General features: G+C 71.1%; 22 protein-coding genes. 7 read left to right on the forward strand and 15 right to left on the reverse strand.

What is annotated here, in order from left to right; translation table 11 throughout:
- Window positions 1-93: 93 nt before the first annotated feature.
- The gene (locus tag J2S55_RS21335; RefSeq protein ID WP_306863797.1) at window positions 94-414 is read right to left on the reverse strand and encodes a helix-turn-helix domain-containing protein; all 321 of its coding nucleotides are present in this window, start codon (window positions 412-414) and stop codon (window positions 94-96) included.
- A gap of 373 nt (window positions 415-787) precedes the next feature.
- On the opposite strand from J2S55_RS21335, the gene ilvA reads away from it, so the two are divergent.
- Window positions 788-1996 (forward strand): threonine ammonia-lyase, encoded by a 1209-nt coding sequence (gene ilvA / locus J2S55_RS21340; RefSeq protein WP_306863799.1) that lies wholly within the window; start codon window positions 788-790, stop codon window positions 1994-1996.
- A gap of 15 nt (window positions 1997-2011) precedes the next feature.
- Here ilvA and J2S55_RS21345 read toward each other — a convergent pair whose 3' ends face one another.
- From J2S55_RS21345 to hppD, 3 genes are all read right to left on the reverse strand, one after another.
- Complete coding sequence (locus J2S55_RS21345; RefSeq protein WP_306863802.1) at window positions 2012-3469, reverse strand: M1 family metallopeptidase; 1458 nt, start codon at window positions 3467-3469, stop codon at window positions 2012-2014.
- Window positions 3470-3552: 83 nt separating this feature from the next.
- A complete protein-coding gene (locus tag J2S55_RS21350; RefSeq protein WP_306863805.1) occupies window positions 3553-3978 on the reverse strand; it encodes an RDD family protein in 426 nt (141 codons plus the stop codon).
- Between the two features lie 144 nt (window positions 3979-4122).
- Window positions 4123-5232 carry a 4-hydroxyphenylpyruvate dioxygenase gene (gene hppD / locus J2S55_RS21355; RefSeq protein WP_306863808.1) on the reverse strand — a complete coding sequence of 370 codons (1110 nt, stop codon included), beginning with the start codon at window positions 5230-5232 and terminating at the stop codon, window positions 4123-4125.
- Window positions 5233-5334: 102 nt separating this feature from the next.
- On the opposite strand from hppD, the gene J2S55_RS21360 reads away from it, so the two are divergent.
- Both J2S55_RS21360 and J2S55_RS21365 read left to right on the forward strand, forming a co-directional pair.
- A complete protein-coding gene (locus J2S55_RS21360) occupies window positions 5335-5814 on the forward strand; it encodes an Lrp/AsnC family transcriptional regulator (RefSeq protein WP_306863811.1) in 480 nt (159 codons plus the stop codon).
- Between the two features lie 84 nt (window positions 5815-5898).
- Window positions 5899-8124: a transglycosylase domain-containing protein gene (locus J2S55_RS21365; protein ID WP_306863815.1), complete on the forward strand. Its 2226-nt coding sequence runs from the start codon at window positions 5899-5901 to the stop codon at window positions 8122-8124.
- Between the two features lie 10 nt (window positions 8125-8134).
- Here J2S55_RS21365 and J2S55_RS21370 read toward each other — a convergent pair whose 3' ends face one another.
- The 9 genes from J2S55_RS21370 to J2S55_RS21410 all read right to left on the reverse strand — a co-directional run bounded on the left by J2S55_RS21370 (window position 8135) and on the right by J2S55_RS21410 (window position 16660).
- Complete coding sequence (locus J2S55_RS21370; protein WP_306863817.1) at window positions 8135-10162, reverse strand: thioredoxin domain-containing protein; 2028 nt, start codon at window positions 10160-10162, stop codon at window positions 8135-8137.
- Between the two features lie 19 nt (window positions 10163-10181).
- Window positions 10182-10451: a hypothetical protein gene (locus tag J2S55_RS21375; RefSeq protein WP_306863819.1), complete on the reverse strand. Its 270-nt coding sequence runs from the start codon at window positions 10449-10451 to the stop codon at window positions 10182-10184.
- On the reverse strand, window positions 10448-10741 hold the full coding sequence (locus J2S55_RS21380) for a hypothetical protein (RefSeq protein WP_306863822.1): 294 nt from the start codon (window positions 10739-10741) through the stop codon (window positions 10448-10450). The genes J2S55_RS21375 and J2S55_RS21380 overlap by 4 nt, the downstream gene beginning before the upstream one ends.
- 311 nt (window positions 10742-11052) lie before the next feature.
- Window positions 11053-11991, reverse strand: coding sequence for a nucleoside hydrolase (locus J2S55_RS21385; protein ID WP_306863825.1), 939 nt, complete (start codon window positions 11989-11991; stop codon window positions 11053-11055).
- A gap of 1 nt (window position 11992) precedes the next feature.
- On the reverse strand, window positions 11993-12742 hold the full coding sequence (locus J2S55_RS21390; RefSeq protein ID WP_306863827.1) for a glutamine amidotransferase: 750 nt from the start codon (window positions 12740-12742) through the stop codon (window positions 11993-11995).
- A gap of 58 nt (window positions 12743-12800) precedes the next feature.
- Entirely contained in the window at window positions 12801-13895 is a 1095-nt protein-coding gene (locus J2S55_RS21395) for a phosphotriesterase family protein (protein ID WP_306863829.1), read from the reverse strand.
- Window positions 13892-14896, reverse strand: coding sequence for an ABC transporter permease (locus J2S55_RS21400; RefSeq protein WP_306863831.1), 1005 nt, complete (start codon window positions 14894-14896; stop codon window positions 13892-13894). The genes J2S55_RS21395 and J2S55_RS21400 overlap by 4 nt, the downstream gene beginning before the upstream one ends.
- A complete protein-coding gene (locus J2S55_RS21405; RefSeq protein WP_306863833.1) occupies window positions 14893-15663 on the reverse strand; it encodes an ATP-binding cassette domain-containing protein in 771 nt (256 codons plus the stop codon). Before J2S55_RS21405 ends, J2S55_RS21400 begins: the two co-directional genes overlap by 4 nt.
- A gap of 22 nt (window positions 15664-15685) precedes the next feature.
- The gene (locus J2S55_RS21410) at window positions 15686-16660 is read right to left on the reverse strand and encodes a substrate-binding domain-containing protein (RefSeq protein WP_306863836.1); all 975 of its coding nucleotides are present in this window, start codon (window positions 16658-16660) and stop codon (window positions 15686-15688) included.
- Window positions 16661-16891: 231 nt separating this feature from the next.
- Between J2S55_RS21410 and J2S55_RS21415 the strand changes: the two genes are divergently transcribed.
- From J2S55_RS21415 to J2S55_RS21425, 3 genes are all read left to right on the forward strand, one after another.
- Window positions 16892-17953, forward strand: coding sequence for a LacI family DNA-binding transcriptional regulator (locus J2S55_RS21415; protein WP_306863837.1), 1062 nt, complete (start codon window positions 16892-16894; stop codon window positions 17951-17953).
- Between the two features lie 193 nt (window positions 17954-18146).
- Window positions 18147-19238, forward strand: a complete 1092-nt coding sequence (locus J2S55_RS21420; RefSeq protein WP_306863838.1) for a M20 family metallopeptidase — start codon at window positions 18147-18149, stop codon at window positions 19236-19238.
- Between the two features lie 78 nt (window positions 19239-19316).
- Window positions 19317-20462, forward strand: a complete 1146-nt coding sequence (locus tag J2S55_RS21425) for a hypothetical protein (RefSeq protein ID WP_306863839.1) — start codon at window positions 19317-19319, stop codon at window positions 20460-20462.
- 31 nt (window positions 20463-20493) lie between these two features.
- On the opposite strand, the gene J2S55_RS21430 is transcribed toward J2S55_RS21425, so the two are convergent.
- Window positions 20494-20670, reverse strand: a complete 177-nt coding sequence (locus J2S55_RS21430) for a hypothetical protein (RefSeq protein ID WP_306863840.1) — start codon at window positions 20668-20670, stop codon at window positions 20494-20496.
- 34 nt (window positions 20671-20704) lie between these two features.
- Window positions 20705-21589 carry a mycothiol conjugate amidase Mca gene (gene mca, locus J2S55_RS21435; RefSeq protein ID WP_306863843.1) on the reverse strand — a complete coding sequence of 295 codons (885 nt, stop codon included), beginning with the start codon at window positions 21587-21589 and terminating at the stop codon, window positions 20705-20707.
- 229 nt (window positions 21590-21818) lie between these two features.
- Here mca and J2S55_RS21440 point away from each other — a divergent pair, with 229 nt between their 5' ends.
- Complete coding sequence (locus J2S55_RS21440) at window positions 21819-22247, forward strand: DUF4307 domain-containing protein (RefSeq protein WP_306863845.1); 429 nt, start codon at window positions 21819-21821, stop codon at window positions 22245-22247.
- Window positions 22248-22262 lie beyond the last annotated feature (15 nt).

Raw genomic sequence — 22262 nt, forward strand, 5'->3', positions numbered from 1 at the left:
CCGCCGACCGTTACCGGTCCCGCTGAGGCTCCGCGCACACGGTCCCGTACGGCTCCGCAGGCGCTTGGCCGCCGGCCGGAAGCCATCGAACGATCAGCTGACTTTGAGCTGTTCGTCGCCGAAGTCGGCGATCAGTTTGAGAGTGCCCCCAAGCGCGGTGACATATCGATCCAGGACTTCCCTGGTCGAGACATCGCCTTTCTCGATCTGTGAAACTCGTCCGACCGAGACGCCCATGCTCTCCGCGACCTGGTGCTGGGTGAGTCCACGGCGCCTGCGCATCTCGGTGAGTCGCCAGGCCTGAGCTTCCTCCCGCAGGTGCCGCGTTTCCGCCTCGAACCGCTCCAGCCCCCCCGCGGTCTCGATCGCACGCTCCAGATGGCCGCTCTCACGCCACTTGCGATGGCTGGTCACCGCGTCATCTCCTTCTGCCGATCCACCGGGTAGATCTCATACAACTGCTCAGCTCTCGGGATCGCCTCTCGATACCGGTGTTCCCAGTCACCTGCTTTGCCTCCCGCGACCAGCAGGATCGCCGCTCGCCACGGATCGAAACAAAGATGAGACTCACGAGGGCGCCGGCGAGGGGCCGCCGGCGCCAGGGGGGGCGTCCAGGACGGGGGCCGCTCCCTGGCGGTGGAGATGGCGACGACGGCGACCAGGCCTAGGCCGGCGCCGAGCACGCCGCTGTGGCCTTCGGGGGGGGCTTGCCGCGCCTGTCCCGGTACGGCCTCCGCCCGCCGTGCCGGGTGCGGCCGTACCGGGCGCGGGTGGGAGGATGGCATGCATGTCCCACCCCCAGGTGACCTACGACGACGTGGTCGCCGCCCGTGAGCTCCTGGCCGACGTGGCCCTGCGGACGCCCCTGCTCCACTCGCACGTGCTGTCCGACGCCATCGGCGGGCCGGTCCACCTCAAATGCGAGAACCTGCAGCGCTCCGGGTCGTTCAAGGTGCGCGGAGCCTATGTGAGGATCGCCGGGCTGAGCGAGGGGGAGCGGGCCCGCGGCGTGGTGGCGGCCAGCGCCGGCAACCACGCCCAGGGTGTGGCGCTCGGCTCGGGTCTGGTCGGCGCCAGGGCGACGGTCTACATGCCGGAGGGGGCGCCGCTGCCCAAGGTGGCCGCGACCCGCTCCTACGGCGCCGAGGTCGTCTTCGCCGGCCACACCGTGGACGTCGCGCTGGCCAGCGCCAAGGAGCACGCCGAGCGGACCGGGGCGGTGTTCATCCACCCCTTCGACCACCCGGACGTCATCGCCGGGCAGGGCACGATCGGGCTGGAGATCCTGGAGCAGCTCCCCGAGGTCGGCACCATCGTGATGTCGCTCGGCGGCGGCGGGCTGACCGCCGGGGTCGCGCTCGCGGTCAAGTCGCTCCGGCCGGGCGTGCGGATCGTCGGCGTGCAGGCCGAGCGGGCGGCCGCCTACCCGGCCTCGCTGGCGGCCGGGCGGCCGGTGATGGTCCAGCCCGCCGCCACCATGGCCGACGGCATCGCGGTCGGTCGCCCCGGCGAGCTGCCCTTCGAGCTGATCCACTACCTGGTCGACAGCGTCGTGACGGTCACCGAGAGCGACATCTCCCGGGCGCTGGTGCTCTGCCTCGAACGGGCCAAGCAGGTCGTCGAGCCCGCGGGGGTGGCGGGGGTGGCCGCGATCCTGGCCGAGCCGCAGGTCTTCGAGCCGCCGGTGGTGGCCGTGCTCTCCGGCGGCAACATCGACCCGCTGCTGCTGGCCAAGGTCCTGCGGCACGGCCTGGCCGCGGCGGGACGCTATCTGACCCTGCGGGTGCCGCTGCCCGACCGGCCGGGCGTGCTGGCGCTGCTGCTGGCCAAGCTGGGCGGGCTCGGCGCGAACGTGCTCGACATCGTGCACGAGCGGCTCGGCGTGCACCTGGGCGAGGTCGAGGTCCAGCTCCAGCTGGAGACCAAGGGCCCCGCCCACTCCGACGAGGTGCTCGCGTCGCTGCGCAAGGAGGGCTACCGGCTCATCTTCGGCTGACCCGCCGCCGGGCCGTCACCACTCGGTCGGTTTCCCGGCCGTGAACAGCCAGGCCTCGAAGAGGCTGTCGAGCTGCTTGCCGGAGAGCTTCTCGGCCAGCGCCACGAACTCCTCGGTCGTCACGTTCCCGTACTTGTGCTCGGCGGTCCAGGTCTTCAGCAGCTTGAAGAACACCGGGTCGCCGATCCGCTGCCTGAGCGCGTGCAGCGTCATGCCGCCGCGGGTGTAGACCGAGTTGTTGAACAGGTCCTCCGGCTTGGCGCGGCCGGGCGGGTATCTCCAGATGGCGGCGGACGGGCCGGCCGCGTAGTGGCCGCGGAAGATCCTCTCGGCGGTGGAGTCACCCTTGTGCTCCGACCACAGCCACTCGGCGTAGGTCGCGAAGCCCTCGTTGAGCCAGAGGTCCTTCCAGCGCCTGATGCTCAGGCTGTCGCCGAACCACTGGTGGGCCAGCTCGTGGGCGATGATGCCCTCGTCCGGGTTGAACCCGCCGTACATGGGCCTGGTCTGGTTCTCCAGCGCGTATCCGGCGGTGAAGTCGTCGATCACGCCGCCGGTGGAGGAGAACGGGTAGGGCCCGAACACCGTGCTCCAGTAGTCGGTGATCTGCCCCGACTGGGTGTAGAGGGTGTCGAGCGCGTCGCGGTAGCGCGGGTCCACCGCCGCCAGGTTGGGGATCCCCGCCGCCGTCTTGCCCTGGCGCAGCTCGAAGCGGCCCATCGTGATGGTGGCCAGATAGCTCGCCATCGGGTGGCTCTCCCGCCAGACGAAGGTCGTCTTGCCGCCGCTGGTCTTCGGCTCGCCGACGAGCTCGCCGTTGGCCAGCACGTTCAGCCCCGCGGGGACGGTGATCTCGAAGTCGTAGAGCGCCTTGTCCGCCGGGTGGTCGTTGCTCGGGAACCAGGTCTTGGCGCCGTTGGGCTCGGCCGTGACGAACGCGCCGTCCGCGGTCGGGATGAACCCGTAGGTGCCCAGGTTGGAGGAGCCGGTGACCGGCTTGGGCTCTCCGGCGTAGGCGACCTCGACGGTGAAGCCGGACCTGCCGCGGATCAGCTCGGCCGGGGCGACGATGAGCTCGTCCTTGACCCGCTCGAACCTGGCGGGACGGCCGTCCACCGTGATCCGGTCGACCTCCAGCCCCCGCAGGTCCAGGTTGAACCTGGACAGGTCCTGGATGGCTCTCGCCTCGATCCCGACCACGCCGGAAAGGTGCTTGGCGGCGGGGTCGTAGGCGAGCTTGAGCCGGTAGCGGTCGACGTCGTAGCCGCCGTTGCCGTCGGTGGGGAAGTCGGGGTCGCCGATCCCGGGGGCGCCGATCGTGCCCGCCGCCCGCGGCGGGGCGGAGCCGAGGGCGCCGGAGGGCGCCGCATCCTTGGAGGTGATGCTCTCCCCTTGTGACGCCGAACAGGCGACCGAGCCGAGTAAACCGAGAAGAGTGGCGGTTGCCGCGATAGCCAGCCGACCGGACGCCATGCCCTCAAATCCCCTTTCCGAGCCCGGTCGGACCGGACCACCGAACGGCAGACTACGCCAGACAGGTGCTTGACCTGGGGTGATCAGGCATCTACGACCAATGTCCTGGCGGCGATGTCGTGGATGGCCTGTTTGCGTCGGGTGAAAAGGATGAAGGCGAGGTTGATCCAGCCCAGGCAGCAGGTGGCGTACAGCAGCCACGCCACCAGCTCGCGCACCGCGGCCTGCCCGACCCCGACCCTGCGCCCGCTGTCGTCGACCACGCGCAGGCCGAACAGCTTCTTGCCCAGTGTCTGGCCGTTCCAGAAGGCGGTCAGCAGCCAGTAGTAGAGGAAGCCGATGAGGGCCGCCAGAAAGGTGTGCTGGACGGGCACCCGGACGAAGACGTCCTTGTCGGTGTCCCAGACGGTGGTGAACGTCTCGTAGGTGAACGGCGAGGAGATCAGGCCGACGATGATGATGTCGAGGATGCCCGCGATCAGGCGGCGCCATCGCCCGCCGAGTCTCACGGGCGCCGGCCCGCCGCCGCCGGGGCCCCGCCCGGGGGGCGGGGTGGACCAGGGGGCTGATCCAGAGTCGTCCGGCGGCGGCGGTGGCGGTGGTCCCATGACCCTGTGATCACCAGGGACCCGCCTCGGCAAAGCCAAGAGCCGTTACAGGTTGCCCCTGAGGTCCTGCTCGCGCTCGATCGCCTCGAAGAGCGCCTTGAAGTTGCCCTTGCCGAAGCCGAGCGAGCCGTGCCGCTCGATGAGCTCGAAGAACACCGTCGGGCGGTCCTGCACCGGCTTGGTGAAGATCTGCAGCAGGTAGCCGTCCTCGTCGCGGTCGACCAGGATCTTGCGCTTCTTCAGCTCGTCGATCGGGGCGCGGACCTGGCCGATGCGGGCGCGCAGCTCCGGGTCGTCGTAGTAGGAGTCGGGCGTGTCGAGGAACTGCACCCCGGCCGCGCGCATGTGGTCGACGGTGCTGAGGATGTCGTTGGTGGCCAGCGCGATGTGCTGGACGCCCGGGCCGCCGTAGAACTCCAGATACTCGTCGATCTGCGACTTCTTCTTGGAGATCGCCGGCTCGTTGAGCGGGAACTTCACCTTGCGGGTGCCGTCGGCGACCACCTTGGACATCAGGGCCGAGTATTCGGTGGCGATGTCGTCGCCGACGAACTCCGCCATGTTGGTGAAGCCCATGACCCGCTTGTAGAACTCCACCCACTCGTCCATCTTGCCGAGCTCGACGTTGCCGACGCAGTGGTCGATGGCCTGGAACAGGCGGCCGTTCTTCACGTCGGGGGCCGCGACGATGGGCTCCGCGGCGGCGTAGCCGGGCAGGTAGGGGCCGCTGTAGTTGGACCGGTCGACCAGGGTGTGCCGGGTCTCGCCGTAGGTGGCGATCGCCGCGAGCACGACCTTGCCGTGGTCGTCCTCCAGCGTGTACGGCTCGGCCAGGCCCTGGGCGCCCTGGGCCAGCGCGTGGGCGTAGGCCGCCTCCACGTCCGGGACCTCGATGGCCAGGTCGATCACGCCGTCGCCGTGCTCGGCCACGTGACGGGCGACGCCGGTGCCGGGCCGTACCGCGCCGCGGAACTCGAACCGGGCGCTGCCGGAGGTGAGGACATAGGCCACCTCGTCACGGCTGCCGTTCTCCGGGCCCCGGTAGGCCACCAGCTTCATGCCGAAGGCGCTGGAGTAGTAGTGGGCGGCCTGCTTGGCGTTGCCGACGGCGAAGACCACCGCGTCCATACCGTTCACGGGAAAAATGTCGCTCATACGCACACCCTCTGTATTGATGGGCTGGTTGTGCAACAGTCACTTGAATTAGTGGACAATTTGTATATCTGTCCGCCCGTTCCACCGGAGTGCCTGTACATCATGACGATTGATCAACTCGACGCCCGGCTCATCGCCCTGCTGGCGGGGGAGCCCAAGCTCGGCGTGCTGGAGTGCTCCCGGCGGCTCGGCGTCGCCAGGGGCACCGTGCAGGCCCGTCTCGACCGGCTGACCGCCCGGGGTGTGATCACCGGCTTCGGCCCCGACATCGCCCCCGCCGCGCTCGGCTACGACGTGACCGCGTTCGTCACTTTGCAGATCCGCCAGGTCAGCGGGCACGACCCGGTCGCCGACCAGCTCGCCGCGATCCCCCAGGTGCTGGAGGTGCACACGATCACCGGCGGCGACGACATGCACTGCCGTGTGGTGGCGCGCAGCAATGCCGATCTGCAGAGGGTCATCGACCTGATTGTTGACGTTCGCGGGGTGGTCCGGACCTCGTCGGTGATCGCGCTGGACACACCCGTGCCATACCGGGTCCTTCCTTTGGTGGCCGATGTACCGCGCCAGGGGAAGAGCTAGCCGTACTATCCCAAGCGGGGTTCAGACACCGTTATCCATCGTTTACCCTTACGGTCCGCACTGCTCACGGGGGGTGAATGCGGAGTGGATGGGGGTTCGGGCGTGCTGAAGGGCCGGGAGAGAGGCCAGGAGAAGGGGCAGGAGAGGGGCGGTCCGCGGCGGAGGGTCCTGCGGATCGCTCTCGTCGTCGCCGGCGCCGCCGTGCTCTCGATGATCGGCCTCTTCGGGGTGGCGTGGGTCATGACGCCGATCCCGGACAGCACGCAGCCCAGGGCCACCGCGCAGGGTTCGGTGATCTACTATCGCGACGGCAAGACCGTGCTGGCCAAGCAGGGCGTGAACCGCAGGAGCGTCGCCCTGTCGCAGATCCCCGAGAGCGTCAGGGACGCGGTCATCGCCGCCGAGAACCGGTCCTTCTACGAGGACAAGGGCGTCTCCCTCAAGGGCACCTTCCGCGCCATGTGGTCCACGGTCACCGGCCAGCAGCTCCAGGGCGGCTCGACGATCACCCAGCAGATGGTCCGCAACTACTACAGCGGCCTCAGCCAGGAGCGCTCCGTCGCCCGCAAGCTCAAGGAGGTCCTGATCTCCCTGAAGGTGGACCAGTCGAAGTCGAAGGACTGGGTGCTGGAGCAGTATCTCAACACGATCTACTTCGGCCGGGGGGCCGACGGGGTCCAGGCGGCGGCCGACGCCTACTTCCGCAAGGACGTCGGCAGGCTGACCGTCGCGGAGGGCGCCTATCTCGCCGCGGTGATCCAGCAGCCGTCCCGCTTCGCCGACCCCCGGGGCGCCGACCTGGAGGCGGCCAGGGCGCGCTGGCAGTCGGTGATCGACGGCATGGTGCAGACCGGGGCCCTGACCCCCGAGCAGGCGGCCGCCACCGCCTTCCCCACCCTCAAGAAGCCCAAGGCGATCTTCGCGCCCAAGGGCCAGGAGGGCTACATGCTCGACCAGGTGACGGCCGAGCTCAAGCGCATGGGATACACCGACGAGGCCATCAACCAGGGTGGCCTGAAGATCGTCTCGACCTTCGACAAGGGGCTGATGGCCGCCGCCGAGCGGGCCGTCACCTCGGTCCTGCCCGAGGGCACCTCGGCCAAGGTCCGCACCGGCCTGGCCGCCGTCGACCCCGCCAGCGGCGAGGTCGTGGCCTTCTACGGCGGGCCCAGCTACGAGGCCAACAAGTTCGACAACTCCTTCTCGGCCAAGGTGCAGGCCGGATCCACGTTCAAGGCGTACGCGCTCGCGGCCGCCCTGAACAACGGCTTCGGCCTCGACACCCGCGTGGACGGCAACTCGCCCCTGCACGTCACCTCGGGCGACAGGGGCATCCCCAACTCGGGCAACTACTCCTACGGCCAGGTCAACCTGGTCAAGGCGACCCAGAGCTCGGTCAACACCGCCTTCGTGGACCTCGGGCAGCGGGTCGGGCTGGACAAGATCGCCAAGATCGCCGAGGGCGCGGGCATCCCCGCCGACCAGCTCGCCCGCCAGGCGGACTTCCCCACACTGCCGCTGGGGACGGCGTCGGTGAGCGCGGTGCAGAACGCCTCCGGCTTCGCCACGTTCGCCGCCGGGGGCGTCCACCGTGACGCCCACGTGATCCGATCGGTCACCGACGCCAAGGGCAGGACCACCAAGATCAAGGTCAAGGGCGAGCGGGCCTTCACCGAGCAGACCGCCATCGACGCCACCTACGCGCTGACCCAGGTCGTAGAGGCGGGCACCGGCTCGGCCGCCCGCCTCTACGACCGCCCGGTGGCCGGCAAGACCGGCACCACCGACAAGTCGGCGGCCGTGTGGTTCGCCGGGTTCACCCCGCAGCTGGCGGTCGCGGTGGACATGTTCCGTGACGACAACAGGCCGGTGGTCGTCAACGGCAGCGCCCAGTACGGCGGGACCTACCCGGCCCAGATCTGGCGCGCCTTCATGGCCGAGGCGATGTCGGGCAAGCCGGTCAAGGAGTTCGCCGAGCCGTCCAACTACGGTTACTCCACCTACGACGGCTACGACGACGGCTATGACGACGGTTACGACTCCGGCAACCGCGACTACGGCGACGGGGGCGGGGACGGCTACGACACCGCCACGCCCACGCCGCGCCCCGACGCGACGGCCGACCCGTCCCCCGACCAGAGCCAGTCCCCGGACGGGACGGGCGACGGCACCGGTGACGGCACGGGCGGCGACGGCACCGGAGACGGCGGGACTGGAGACGGCGGGACCGGTGACGGCATGGACGGCGGCGGCACCGGTGACCAGGGACAGCCCCCCGGCGACGGCTTCGACAGAGCCCCGGGCCGTTAGCGCGGGCGCCTCAGGACGCCAGCTCGGCCCGTAGCCCGGCCGGGGTGGTGACGGGCATCCTGCAGGCGAACCCCCGGCACACGTAGGCCGCCGGGGCGCCGTCGAGCAGGTCCCGGCCGGCGAGGAGCGGCACCTCGGCCGACCCGGGCGTGCCGAGCGCGACGACCAGGCCGGGGACGGTGGACAGCAGGGCGGTCCTGTGCAGCGCCGAGGTCGCCGGGTCGTCGGGCGGGCCCACGATCGCGGCCTCGACCGGGCCGGAGACGGCGGCCTGGGCCACCGCGAACCCCCACCCGGCGAACCGCGCGTGCTTGTCGGCCAGGAGGGTCACCGGGCCGAGGGCCGCCTCGGCCGCCTCCCGGTGCCTGGCCGAGCCGGTCAGGGCGGCGTAGGACAGCAGCGCCCCGGCGGCGGCGGACTGGCCCGACGGGGTCGCGTTGTCGGTGGGGTCCTGCGGGCGGCGGAACAGCGGCTCGGCGTCGTCGGCGGTGTCGAAGAATCCGCCGGCGCCGTCGGCGAACCGGTCGAGCACGGTCTCCAGCAGTGTCCCGGCCCGGTGGAACCAGCGGACCTCCCCGGTCACGCCGTACAGGGTGAGCAGGCCCTCGGCCAGGTCGGCGTAGTCCTCCAGGACCCCGGCGTTGGCGCCCGCCCGGCCGTCGCGCGAGGTGCGCAGCAGCCGGTCGCCGTCCATGTGCAGCTCATCGAGCAGCACCGCCGCCGCCCGCGCCGCCGCCACCAGGTCGGGCCGGTCGAACAGGGCCCCGGCCTCGGCGAGCGCGGCGATGGCCAGGCCGTTCCAGGCGGCCACCACCTTGTCGTCCCTGCCGGGCCGTACCCGGCGGGCCCGCGCGGCCAGCAGCGCGGCGCGGACCCGGGCGGCCCGCTCGGCGTCGTCGGGGTCCGACAGGAGCTGGAGCACCGAGGTGCCGTGCTCGAAGGTGCCGGTCACCTCGTACAGGGCGACCGCCCAGGCGCCGTCCTCCTCGCCCAGGACCTCGTGGATCTCCTCGGGGGTCCAGGCGTAGAACTTGCCCTCCACGCCCTCGCTGTCGGCGTCCAGGGCCGAGGCGAAGCCGCCCTCGGGGGTGCGCATCTCGGCCAGCAGCCAGTCGGCCGTCTCCACGGCCACCCGCCGGCCCAGCGCCGAGCCGGTCAGGCGCCACCAGTGCGCGTAGACCCGCAGCAGCAGCGCGTTGTCGTAGAGCATCTTCTCGAAGTGCGGCACCACCCATCCGGCGTCCACGCTGTAGCGGGCGAAGCCGCCGCCGAGCTGGTCGTAGATGCCGCCCCTGGCCATGGCCTCCAGCGTCCGCCCGGCCATCGCCGTCGCCGTGTCGGCCCCGGGCTCCGCGCCCGCCTCCGGGTCCGGCCGCTCCGGCCCGCCCCCGGTGCGGGGCCGGGCGGCGGCGTAGCGCAGCAGGAACTCCAGCGCCATCGACGGCGGGAACTTGGGCGCCGCGCCGAACCCGCCGCGCACCGGGTCGAAGGAGTCGCCCAGGGCACGCACGGCGCGGGCCAGCGTGTCCTGTGTGGGCAGCGGGCCCGAGGGCAGCGACGACTGCTCCCGCAGCGCCTCCACGATCTTCGAGCCCTGCTCCAGCACCGCCTCACGCTCGCCGTTCCAGGCGTTCGACACCCCGGCCAGCAGCCGCTGGAAGTGCGACCTGGGGAAGTAGGTGCCGGTGTAGAAGGGGTGCCCCTCGGGGGTGGCGAAGACCGTCATCGGCCAGCCGCCCTGGCCGGTCATGGCCTGGGTGGCCGTCATGTAGACCGCGTCCACGTCCGGCCGCTCCTCGCGGTCGACCTTCACGTTGACGAAGTTCTCGTTCATCAGCGCGGCGGTGCCCTCGTCCTCGAACGACTCGTGCGCCATCACGTGGCACCAGTGGCACGCCGAGTAGCCCACGCTGATCAGCAACGGCACGTCCCGCCGTCTGGCCTCGGCGAACGCCTCCGCACCCCATGGCCACCAGTCAACCGGGTTGCTGGTGTGCTGGAGGAGGTAGGGAGAAGTCTCGCCACCAAGCCTGTTCATAGGGCCAGATTCTCATACATCAGAACAGGACTATGCGGGTGAGGATTACTCGCTGGTTCTTCCTGTCGACGCGGTACTCCGCGATGCCGTACCCCTTGGGGACAAGAATCTCCCGCCAGTCCGGATCGGCACCGACTTGATCGCTTCCGGCCAACCACGGATCTTCGCAGATGGCGACGGTGAGGGCGGCCACCGCCGAGAACACTTCCGCTGAGACCGATGGGTCGCCCAGTGTGTCAGCCACGATCTCCGACGGCGTGACAGGCCATAGGTCGTCGCCTTCAGTCACCGGGCGCGGTGCTCCTGCCGTCGACGAAGAATCTCATCCATGCTGACGGTCGGCAGGGTTCCTGCCTCTGCGGCCGCCCGGACGCGGTCACGGTCGGGATCGGTGTCGAGCATCGCCCGTCCCCACCAGGCGTTCAGCACACCGTCCAGCTCAGGGCCCTGCTGAGCCTCCAGAAGCTCGGCGAAGAACTGAGCACGGCGGCTTCCTCGTAGCGCACTGGAGATGCCGCCGATCGTTCTCGGGACCCTCGGATGGTCCGCCGCGCCATCGTGCAGGGGCTGAACGCTCATGACACCACCTTTCATGGCCTTCAGCCTACGACGAGCTCCCCACTACCCGCAGGAATCCCATGGCACCGGTGGCACGCCGAGTGGTCCACGCTGATCAGCGCTGATCAGCAACGGCACGTCCCGCCGTCTGGCCTCGGCAACGCCTCCGCATCCCACTCGGACCAGGCGACGGGGCTGTCCGCGTGCCCCCGGGCGGGGGGGTGGGCCGGGGCCGTACGGGGAGGCTTTCAAGCCGTACGGCCCCGCTCACCGGCGATCCGCGGGGGGCGGGGCCGTGAGCGGGACCGGTGGTCAGGCGGGCGGCCCGGGGGTCACCCGCGGCCGAGGACGTCGATGGCGCCGATCATGAGGTCCCAGAACCGGTCCTTGTCCAGGACGGTGCCCACCTCGGCGTTCGGCTCCCAGTCCATCCGGCCGTGCAGGTCGGCCACGGTGGCGCCCCGGGTGTGGGCGCCGTCCAGCTCGATCCGCAGGCCCACCCGGACCCGGGTGAGGACCGCCGGGTCGATCAGGTAGGCGACGGTGATCGGGTCGTGCAGCGGCGGCGCGGGGAACCCCCAGGCCCTGTGGTAGCTGGAGCCGAAGAAGGTGAGCAGCTCCACGCAGATCCGCGCCAGCGGGGTCCCCAGCGCGCTGATGCGCTCCAGCACGTCGGAGGTGACCAGGGCCTGGTGGCTGACGTTGAGCCCGACCCAGGTGGTCGGGACGCCGCTGCCGAGCACCTCGGCGGCGGCCTCCGGGTCGGCGTAAACGTTGAACTCGGCGTACGGGGTGTGGTTGCCCCGCTCGGTGGAGCCCCCCATGATCACGATCTCGCGGATCCGCTCGCGGTCGCCCGGATGGCGGCGCAGCAGCGTGGCGATGTTGGTCAGCGGTCCGATCGCCACGATCGTGACCGGTTCCTCCGCGGCGGCGAGCGTGTCGTGGATCAGCTCGACGCCGTGTCGCGGGTCGAGCGGCACGTCCGGCTCGCCGAAGGCCGGGCCGTCCAGGCCGCTCTCACCGTGCACGTAGTCGCCGATCTCCAGCGGCGCGACGAGCGGCCGGTCACAGCCCGCCGCCACCGGTACGCCGGCGGCCCCGGCGAGGCCGAGCATCCGCCGCGCGTTCAGCGCGGTCTTCTGCACGGTCTGGTTGCCCGCCACGGTGGCGACCGCGCGCAGGTCGATCGCCGGGTGGGCGACCGCCAGCAGGATGGCGAGGGCGTCGTCGTGCCCCGGGTCGCAGTCGAGGATCACCGGGATCGCCATGTCAGATCTCCTTCGCCAGCCAGCGCACCGCACGGGTGAAGAGCGTGCGGTAGCCGTCCCAGCTCACGAACTCCTCGGGGCACCAGTGCGGGGCGATGTCCGAGGCCCACGCGAGGGTGCGCCCGGCCTCCGCCTCGCGTACGGCGAGCAGCGGGTCCCCGCCCACCGTGGCCAGCAGCGCGGCGTCCTGAGGGACTTCGAAGCGGTTGTAGCCGAGCAGGTCGGGCCAGGTGGCGGGCAGCCCGGCGACGATGACGTGACCGGGGTCGGTGACGGCCCCGGGGACGCCCTGGGGGGTCTCCACCCGGTCGTCGTAGGGGGACATCCGGGCGGGGAGCACCCGTTCCACGGCCGTGCCGCGGAAGGCGGCCTTGGCCTCGAAGCCCTGGAAGCTCAGGTAGCCGCCCGCCATCGCCAGGCCGCCGCCCTGCTCCACCCAGCGCGCCAGCAGGTCGAGCCGGTTGACCGACTTCCTGCTGTGCAGCCACGTGTCGGGGTGGAGCAGGATGCTGTTGGCGCCGATGTCGGAGAGCACGACCACGTCGTAGGCCGACAGCTCGTCGAGTGTCGCGGGGAACAGCCCCGGCACGTCGTGCGCCGGTAGGTGGTCGACTTCCATGCCGTCGGACACCAGAGCGTCGCGCAGCGGCTCGATGCCGGTGTGGTAGGTGGTCGTGGTGAACGAGTCGAAGCCCTTGTAGTGGGTGGACTCGCTGATCCACGACTCGCCGGCGACCAGCACGCGGGTCATACGGATGTCTCCTTCTGTGGGTGTCCGGCCGTCGTACGGCAGGGCGTTCTGTGGGTGTTCAGCCGTCGTGGGGCAGGGCGGCGGACCGCGGATGCCCGTGCGCGGCGGTGAAGAGCTCTCGCGGGTTGGCGACGAGCATCCGGTGGGTGTCCTGCGGGGCCAGCCCGTGGCGGTGCAGCCGCGGGACGAAGTCGGTGAGGATGTGCGCGTAGCCGGCCCCGCCGTACCGGACCAGCATGGTCTTGAGGAAGACGTCCTGGGAGAGCAGCAGCCGGTCGCCGAACCCGGCGCGGACCAGCCAGGCGATGGCCGCGGCGTTCTCCTCGTCGCACGGCGACTGGCCCTCTCCGGGGAACAGATACTCCATGCCGCACATGTCGTACTCCAGGTAGGCGCCGCGGACGGCGAGCGACACCTGGTAGTCGCGGTCGTGCAGGCTGGGGTTCATGTGCGACAGCACCGTGGCCGGCAGCAGCCCGCCCTCCTCGGCGACGACGTCGAGCACCCGGTGGCCGTGCCGTACCCAGCCGGGCAGGTGCACCGAGAGCGGCACGCCGGTGCGGGACTGCGCGCGGGCGGCGCCGCGGAGCACCTTCTCCTCGGCCGGGGTGAAGTCCGCCGAGATCCCGATCTCGCCGATCACCCCCGCGCGCACCCCGTCCACGCCCTCGGTCAGGTCCCGCTCGATCTCGGCGGCGACGTCGTCGGCGCTCATCTCGCGTACCCGGGCCGGATGGGTGCGCTCCAGGTAGAAGCCGCAGCCCATCACGATGTTCAGGCCGCCGGCGCGGGCGATCCGGGCCAGCTCGCCGGGGGCGCGGCCGATGCCGTCGGGGGTCACCTCCAGCAGGGTCCGGCCGCCGCGGGCGGTGAACCGGGCCACCTCCTCGATCGCGACCTCGGTGTCGTCGAGTGAGACGTTGTCGCGGGAGAGGTAGGGGTCGTGCCGCAGCCGGCCGAGGAAGTCCATCCGCAGCCGGGAGCCGGCGATCAGCTCCCCCTCGGCGTCCCCGGCCGGGGCCGGGTGCCAGGCGCTGGCGCCGTCGTTGCGCAGGTGCTCGTGGCAGAGCGTGACGCCGAGCTCGGCGACGGGCACCGGGCCGAGCACCGTCATCGCGCTCACCGGTCCGCCGGCTCCGGGCCGGCCGGTCATTTCCGCACCGCGCCGAACCTCGCCCAGACCTTGCTGTTGGAGAAGATGGCCAGCAGCAGGATGCCGCCCTGGACGATCTGGACGTAGAACGGCGAGACGTGCAGCAGCACCAGGCCGTTGGCGATGACGCCGAGGACCAGGGCGCCCAGGATGGTCCCGAGCATGCTGCCCCGGCCGCCGAACAGGCTGGTCCCGCCGAGGACGACGGCGGTGATGACCTCCAGCTCGAACCCGGTGCCCGCGTTGGAGGAGCCCGAGCTGAGCCGGGTGGCGATCAGCACGCCGGCGAGCGCGGCGGCCAGGCCGGTGAGGACGTAGACGGTCAGGCCCACCCGGCGGGTGTTCACCCCGGCCCGGCGGAGCGACTCCCCGTTGGAACCGAGGCCGATCACGTACCGGCCGAACGGGGTGCGGGTCAGGGTCAGCCAGGCGACCAGCGCGATGACCACGGCGAGGATCGCCGGCACCGGGACCCCGGCGACACGTCCCTGGCCGAGCTGGACGATCCACAGGTCGCCGTCGATCGGGGTGGAGTAGCCCTCGGTGGCCCGCAGCGCCGTACCACGCATGATCGAGAGCATGGCGAGCGTGACGATGAACGGCGGGATGCCCTGGTAGGCGGAGAACCACCCGTTCACGAACCCGATCGCGGCGCCGAGGGCGAGGATCGCGATGAGGGCGAGGGTCGGGTCCCAGCCGTGCTGGAGCACGATCGCCAGCAGTGATCCCGACAGCGCCACGGTCGAGCCGACCGACAGGTCGATGCCGGAGGTACAGATCACGAACGTCATCGCCGTCGCGACGATCAGCGTCGGGGCGATCTGCCGGATCAGGTTGAGCATGTTCCCGGCCGTGGCGAAGCGGTCGGCGGAGAAGGAGAAGAAGATCAGCAGTACGACCAGCACGACCGCGATCGCGATGGTCTGGGCGTGCCTGCCGATGTGCGCGTTGGCGCGGGCCGACCGGGTGGTCACCACCCGGTCGCTGATGGTGGTGGTCATCGTGCCCCCTCGGGCAGCTCGTGGGCGACGATCTCCGAGACGAGCTGCTCCAGGCTGGTCTCGCGGGCGTCGAGGTCGGCGCGGAGCGTCCCCTCGTACATCACGCAGAGCCGGTCGCACACCCGGAAGAGGTCCTGCAGACGGTGGGTGATGAGGATGACCGCGACCCCCTGGGCGGAGATCGTCTTGATGAGTTCGAGGACCGTTTCGACCTCGGTCACGGCGAGGGCCGCGGTGGGCTCGTCGAGGATGAGGAGTTTGGGGGCGAAGGTGACGGCGCGGGCGATGGCCACGGCCTGGCGCTGCCCGCCGGACAGACCGCCCACCGGGATGTCGGTGAGCGGGATCCGGATGTTGAGCGCGTCGAGGTGGAGCCGGGCCTCCTCGTGCATCTTCCGCGTGTCGAGCAGCAGGCCACCGCTCCGGCGCGGCTCGCGGCCGAGAAACAGATTGCCCGCCACGTCGATGTCGTCGCACAGGGCGAGGTCCTGGTAGACCATCTCGATGCCCAGCTCGCGGGCGTCGCGGGGATTGGTGAAGGACACCGGGCGGCCGTCGATGACGATCTCGCCGGAGTCCGGCACGACCGCGCCCGCCAGCACTTTCATCATGGTGGACTTGCCGGCGGCGTTGTCGCCGACCAGTCCCACGACCTCGCCGACACCGACCCGGAGGGTCGCCCCGCGCAGGGCGTCGACCATTCCGTAGCGTTTGCGGATGTCGCGCATGACCACGCGGTCGGCGACCTCCGTCTGCTGACTGCTCATCTCTATTGGGTCTCCCGCCGGCCTACTTGAAGGTGGTGCGGTACTTGTCGACGTTGTCCTTGGTCACGATCGTGACGGGCACGTCGATCTTCTTCTTGGCCTGTCCGCCGCCGACCAGGGACTTGGCCTCCTTGACCGCCTCGTAGCCCTCGGTCCGGGGATCCTGCTGCACGACTCCGGCGACGAAGCCCGCGTCGATGCCGCTGATCGCCTCCTTGGTGAGGTCCCAGCCGAAGACCTTCACCCGGTCGGCGGCGTTCTGCGACTTCACCGCCGCCACGGTGCCGAGCAGCGCGGGCTCGCCGGTGGCGTAGATGGCGTTCATGTCCGAGCGCGAGGTGAGCAGGTTCTCGGCGGCCGTCATGGCGGCCTCCTGCTTGTTCTGCCCGTCCACGGTCTGCACGATCTGGGCGCCGCCCGCCTGGACGGTGGCGTTGAAGTCGTCCTTGCGGATGTTCTGGATGAAGGAGTTGAGCGCGCCCACCACGCCGATCTTCGGCGCCGCCAGGTTCTGCGCCTTGGCCCAGTCGTTGACGAACGCGCCGGCGTCCTTGGCGGCGGCGGCGTTGTCCACGCCGACCTGGGTGTCGACCGCGGGGGAGTCCACGATCGCGTCGACCGCCACGACCTTCAGGCCGGCGTCCTTGGCGATCTTCACGGCGGGCTTGATGCCCTCCACGTCGATGGCCACGACGACGACGGCGTCGAACTGCTGCTGGACGAAGTTGTCGACGGCCTCGTTCTGCTTGGCGGCGTCGTCGTTGGCGTTGAAGATCGTCAGATCGACGCCCGCCTCCTTGGCCGCCTGCTGGGCGCCGGCGTTCATCTCGTTGAAGAAGATCGCCTGCTGGTTGATCTGCACCAGGCCGACGCGGGGGCGGTCACCGCCCGATGCGGCGCCGGAGCCGTCCGTGCCGCCGCAGGCCGCGGCCAGCAGGCCGGTGGCCAGCAGCGCGGTGGTGGCTGTCAGGCGGGTGAGTCGATTGGATCGTGCCATCGGGTTCAGCCTTTCGCGGGGACCGCTGTGGGGGGTGCATTGGGTAATCGATTACCCATTGCCGGGATGCTAGCCACGGGGGCAAAGTGACGTCAAGGTTATGTATGTCCGAAAAGGTCAATTTTCCTGCTCAACCGCCGGGTGCCGCCGGGCCGCGATAGGCTGCCGACGGCCCCGCGGTCAGCGGTGAGCCGTCCCAGGCGCGCTCAGTGAAGGAAATCGATTTCAGCAATGGGTGTGACGATCCACGATGTGGCCAGGGCCGCGGGAGTCTCCGTGGCCTCCGCCTCCCGCGCCCTTTCGGGCCGCCGCAAGGTCGGGGCCGACGTGGCCGAGCGGGTGGCGCGGGCCGTGGCCGAGCTCGGCTACCGGCCGAACGCCGTCGCCAAGGCGCTGCGGGACCGGACCACCGGGACGATCGGCATGGTCGTCCCCGGCATCGGCAACCCGTTCTTCACCATGATCGTCGAGGCGGTGGAGCACCAGCTCCAGCGGACCGGTGTGGACCTGCTGCTGTGCGCCTCGCAGTACACCCCGGAGGTGGAGGCCAGCCGGCTGGAGACTCTCATGGCGCGGCGGGTGGACGGTCTGATCATCAGCCCGTGCGACATGGAGGGCAGCGTGCCGGCGGTGCTGAACGCCGCCCGGCAGGTCCCCCTCGTGCAGGTCGACCGCTACATCGAGGACGGCGGGGCGGACTGGGTGGGGGTGGACGACGCGCAGGCCCTGACGCTGGCCGTCGACCACGTGGTCGCCGGCGGGGCCCGTTCCGTCGTCTTCGTGGGCAGCCGCCTGGTGAACTCCTCCGCCCGCCTGCGGCTGGACGGCTTCGAGCGCGCCGCCGCGCGCGCGGGGGTGTCCGTCCGTCCCCCGCTGCTGGGCGACTTCACCCTCGGCTGGGGCGTCGAGGCCGGCCGGCTGCTCCTCGCCGAGGACTCCCTGCCCGACGCGGTGATCTGCGGCAACGACGAGATCGCGATCGGCCTGCTGCGGGCGCTGCGGCTCGGCGGCGTGCGGGTGCCCACGGAGGTGTCGGTGGTCGGCTTCGACGACGTCGGCTACGCCGCGATGTGCGACCCGCCGCTCACCACCGTGCGCCAGCCGGTCGAGGCGATCGCGGCCGAGGCCCTGCGGCTGCTGGGCCAGGTGCGGATGGACGACCCGCGTCCCGCCCAGCGCATCGCCATCGCCCCGCGGCTCGTCGTCCGCGAGACCAGCAGGCCCGTCGAGGGGGTCTCCCGCGACCGCGGGGCGGCCGGCGCGGGATCCACGCCGGCCGGAGACCCGACGTGATCGGGAGGTCCGACGTGATCGGGGCCGACGTGGCCGGGGATCCGGTCTGGCCGGGGAGAGCGGGGTCCGCCACGGCCGGGGGCCCGACGCGGCCGGGGCCCGACACGGCCGGGGCCCGACATGACTTGGAGTTCAGGGTGACCGGAGGGTTCGACGTGATCGGAGGGTTCGACGTGACCGGAGGGGGAGCGGCATGAGCGACGCACTCGCGCTGACCCGCGAGCTGATCGGAATCGACACGGTGGGGGGCGGTGAGGCCGCGGCCGCCGGACCGCTCGCCCGCCGGCTGGAGGCCGCCGGGTTCGAGGTCCGGGCGCACGAACACGCCGCCGGCCGTACCGGGCTGGTCGCCCGGTGGGGATCGGGGCTGCCGGTCACCCTCACCGGCCACCTCGACACGGTCCCGCTGGGCGGCCAGGAATGGGCGCACGGGCCGCACGCGGCGGAGGTGGACGGCGGCCGGCTCTACGGGCGCGGGTCGAGCGACATGAAGGCCGGGGTGGCCGCGATGGTGGTCGCCGCGGAGCGGCACGCGGCCGGTCACGGCCCCCGGGTGGCACTGGAACTCGTCCTCACCGTGGGCGAGGAGACCGGCTGCGAGGGCGCGATCGACATGATCGCCCGTGGCCTGGTCGGGCGGTCCCGGGCACTGCTGGTCGCCGAGCCGACCGCCAACCGCGTGCTGCTCGGGCACAAGGGCGCCCTGTGGCTGAGGATGGCCGTGCGGGGCCGTACCGCGCACGGCTCGATGCCGCACCTCGGCGACAACGCGATCTACAAACTGGCCCGCGCCATCGGCAGGGTCGAGGGGTTCGACCCCGGCGTCCCCGCCCACGCCATGCTCGGCGCCTCCACCGTGAACGTGGGGACGGCGCACGGCGGGATCAACGTCAACTCCGTCCCCGACCTGGCCGAGGCGACCGTCGACCTGCGCACGATCACCGGACAGGACCACGCGCTGCTGCGCGAGCGGCTGCGGGCCGAGCTCGGCGCGGAGACGTCGCTGGAGGTGCTGATCGACCTGCCCGCGGTGTGGACGGACCCGGAGGACCCCTTCGTGGGCGCGCTGCTCGCCGCGGGGGCCCTCCCCCCGGGCGACCGCCCGGCCGCCAGCTACTTCACCGACGCCTCCGTGCTCGGTCCCGCCTGCGGCGGCGTCCCCACCGTGATCTGCGGCCCCGGCGAGCCCGAGCAGGCGCACGTCACCGACGAGTTCTGCGAGATCTCCAGGATCGACGAGGCCGTCGAGATCTACACCGCCGCCCTCGCCCGGATCGCCCCCTGACGGCGGACGTCCCGGCGGCGGACGTGTCGCCGGGGCGGGAGGTGTGTTCATGGGGCTTCGGGCGTAGGCTCACTGGGCGTGGATCTCGACTTCGTCTGTGTGCACGCCGGGCGGCCGGCCGCCGAGCTGACCCGCCGTGATGTGGCCCTCGCCCTGCTCGCGGTGCCGTCGGGAGTGGCGCTGGTGGCCCTCCCCGACCTGCGCCGGGCGCTGATGGCGGCGGGGAACCCGCTGTCCCTGCCCTTCTGGGAGTCCGCCAAGGCGACGCTGCGGGCGATCGAGTCCGGCGGCGCGACCGTGGGCGACGTGCAGCGGTGGCTGGAGTCCACCGGGACCGAGCCGCTCCTGCTCACCCGGAGCTTCTTCGTCTGGCCCGAGGAGGACGAGCGGGGGCCGGTCGCCGAGGAGATGTTCGGCAGGCTGGTCGCCCACCTGGAGGAGCGGGTCGCCGCCGGTGAGGTCGACCCGGACGCGCTCGCCCAGGGGGACGAGGCGGCCCGGGAGGTCTACGAGGACCTGCAGGAGCGCTGGCTCAACAGCCCGCTGCCCGACGGGCGGGTGCCCGGGATCGCGGTCAGCGACGAGCAGGACGAGGAGCTGTTCGCGGCCTGGGACGAGGAGGAGGCCTTCGCGCTCAGCGAGCTGCGGCGCATCCTGGCCGAGCTGCCCGACCCCGAGCGGCCGGCCGGGGACCTGCGGGCCGCGTGCGTACGGCTGCGCGAGGTGCTGGCCGACCCGGGCTATCCGGGCAACGTGCTGCGGGCCTGCGCCGGATACGACGGGGAGCCGCTGCCCGCCGACGACGAGGAGCTCTGGCTGACCGTCACGGCGGGCATCGCCGGGCCGATCTCGGACCTGCCCGAAGACGACGACACGCCGGAGAGGTTCTCCGACCTGGAGGGCGAGCTGAGCCACGAGGACTCCGTGCTGGCCGCGCTCTGCGCGATCCACCACGCGGACTGGCTGGCCGTGGTGGCGGCCCTGGCCAGACGCGGCCCGGGGGTGCTGGCCTCGCCCGAGCGGATCGCCCGGCTCATCGCCGAGTCCGACGACATCGACGTCCAGATGGACGAACCGGACGACCTGGAGGCGGCGGAGACGCTGTTCAGCTCGGTCACGCCGCTGTGGGCGTGCCTGGGGATCGTGGACAGACGCGAGGTGCTCACCCCGCTGGGCCGCTGGGGCCTGCCGAAGGCCCTGGAGCGGGCATGGTCGGCCGACTGACCCCGGAGGGCCGGGCCGGAGCGCGGCCCGGCTAGGTGGCGGGGTTGTGCTTCTTCAGCTCGGACTCGGACGGGACCTCGATCCTGGAGATCTGCCGCCTCATCGACTTGACGAGCAGGAACAGCGCCAACCCCAGCGCCGCGACGACGAGGAATCCCAGGAGGCCCGGGCTGACGTCACCCTTGGCGACGGTGTCGAATGCAATCACACCTCAAGTCTGCCACCGCCACCCCATGGTCGTGTCAGTGGCAGGCGGGGGACACCTCTTCGGCATGTATGCCGGTGAACAGGTCGTCCTCGGGAAGCTCGGTGTCGACGAGGGATCGGGCCAGGTGGTAGTCCTCGGTCGGCCAGATCTCACGCTGCAGGTCGCGCGGGCAGACGAACCAGAAGCCGTCGGGGTCGACCTGGGTGGCGTGGGCGAGCAGCGCCTCGTCGCGGACCTCGAAGTAGTCGCCGCAGGGGATGCGGGTGGTCACCGGCCACTTCTGCGGGCGGTCCTCCCAGCGCGCGATCCAGTCGGCGTAGGGGGAGCCGATGCCCCGGGAGGTCATGGCCTCGTGCAGCGCCTCGAACCGGTCCTTGGTGAAGCCCATGTGGTAGTAGAGCTTGAGCGGCTGCCAGGGCTCCCCGGCGTCGGGGTAGCGGTCGGGGTCGCCCGCGGCCTCGAAGGCCTCCACCGAGACGCGGTTGGTCATGATGTGGTCGGGGTGCGGGTAGCCGCCGTCGTCGTCGTAGGTGAGGATGACGTGCGGCCTGAACTCGCGCACGGCCGCCACCAGCGGCGCCGAGGCGGTCTCGATCGGCTGCAGGGCGAAGCAGCCCTCGGGCAGCGGCTCGCTCTCGTCCTCCGGCAGGCCCGAGTCGACGAACCCCATGAAGCGCTGCTGCACGCCGAGGATCTCTCGCGCGCGCTCCATCTCCAGGCGCCGGACCTCGCCGATGTTCTCAAGGATCTCGGGACGGTCCATCTTGGGGTTCAGGATCGAACCGCGCTCTCCTCCGGTGAGGGTGCAGACCAGCACCTCCACACCTTCCGCGACGTAGCGCGCCATCGTGGCGGCGCCCTTGCTCGACTCGTCGTCAGGGTGCGCGTGAACGGCCATCAGCCTCAGCGGTGCACTCACGGGCTCGATGTCTCCTCTTGATAGGTCGCGCTCAGATCCTCGCTCGCCCTGAGGACGGCAGGCTCCGCCGTACGCGTCCATTGTGCTCGCTCCGATGCCGCGCCACTCCCCGGCTGGGCCTGGGCACTCCGGGGAGAGGTTAGTTTCTCTTATGGCGGTCGCGAGGGCGAGGCCCCCGCGAGGGACAATTGTCTCGGATAACGCCGAGGTAGTGCAGGGAGATTCCGTCATGGCCACCAGCGAGGCCGAGCAGGGCCGGCAGAACGGTCCGGTGCTCGGCACCCCGGGCGACTTCCCCGACCGTCCGGAGCGCAGGGGCCGCTTCGTCGTGCACGTCGTGATCGCGATCCTGTGCGCGGTGTGCGCCGGCGGGTGGGGCTACGTGATGTGGGCGTCCAAGGGCAACACCGAGGTTATCGACCAGGTCATCGCTTTCGATGCCAGCCGCGGCGATTCTATTCAGATCACCTTCGAAGTGGTCAAGCCATCCGATCGCGCGGCCCTCTGCCGGCTGCGGGCCATGGATGTGGCTCACGTGGAAGTCGGGAGTCGTGAGGTCACTATTCCTGCTGGTGAGGGATATGTCCGCCTTACTGAGCGGCTAGAGACCAGTGCCCAGGCGACTTCCGGCGCAGTCCACTACTGCTATCTCGTATAGTGAGATATTTGGGGA

Origin of the sequence: Streptosporangium brasiliense (genome assembly GCF_030811595.1) — a bacterium.
GTDB classification, from domain to species: domain Bacteria; phylum Actinomycetota; class Actinomycetes; order Streptosporangiales; family Streptosporangiaceae; genus Streptosporangium; species Streptosporangium brasiliense.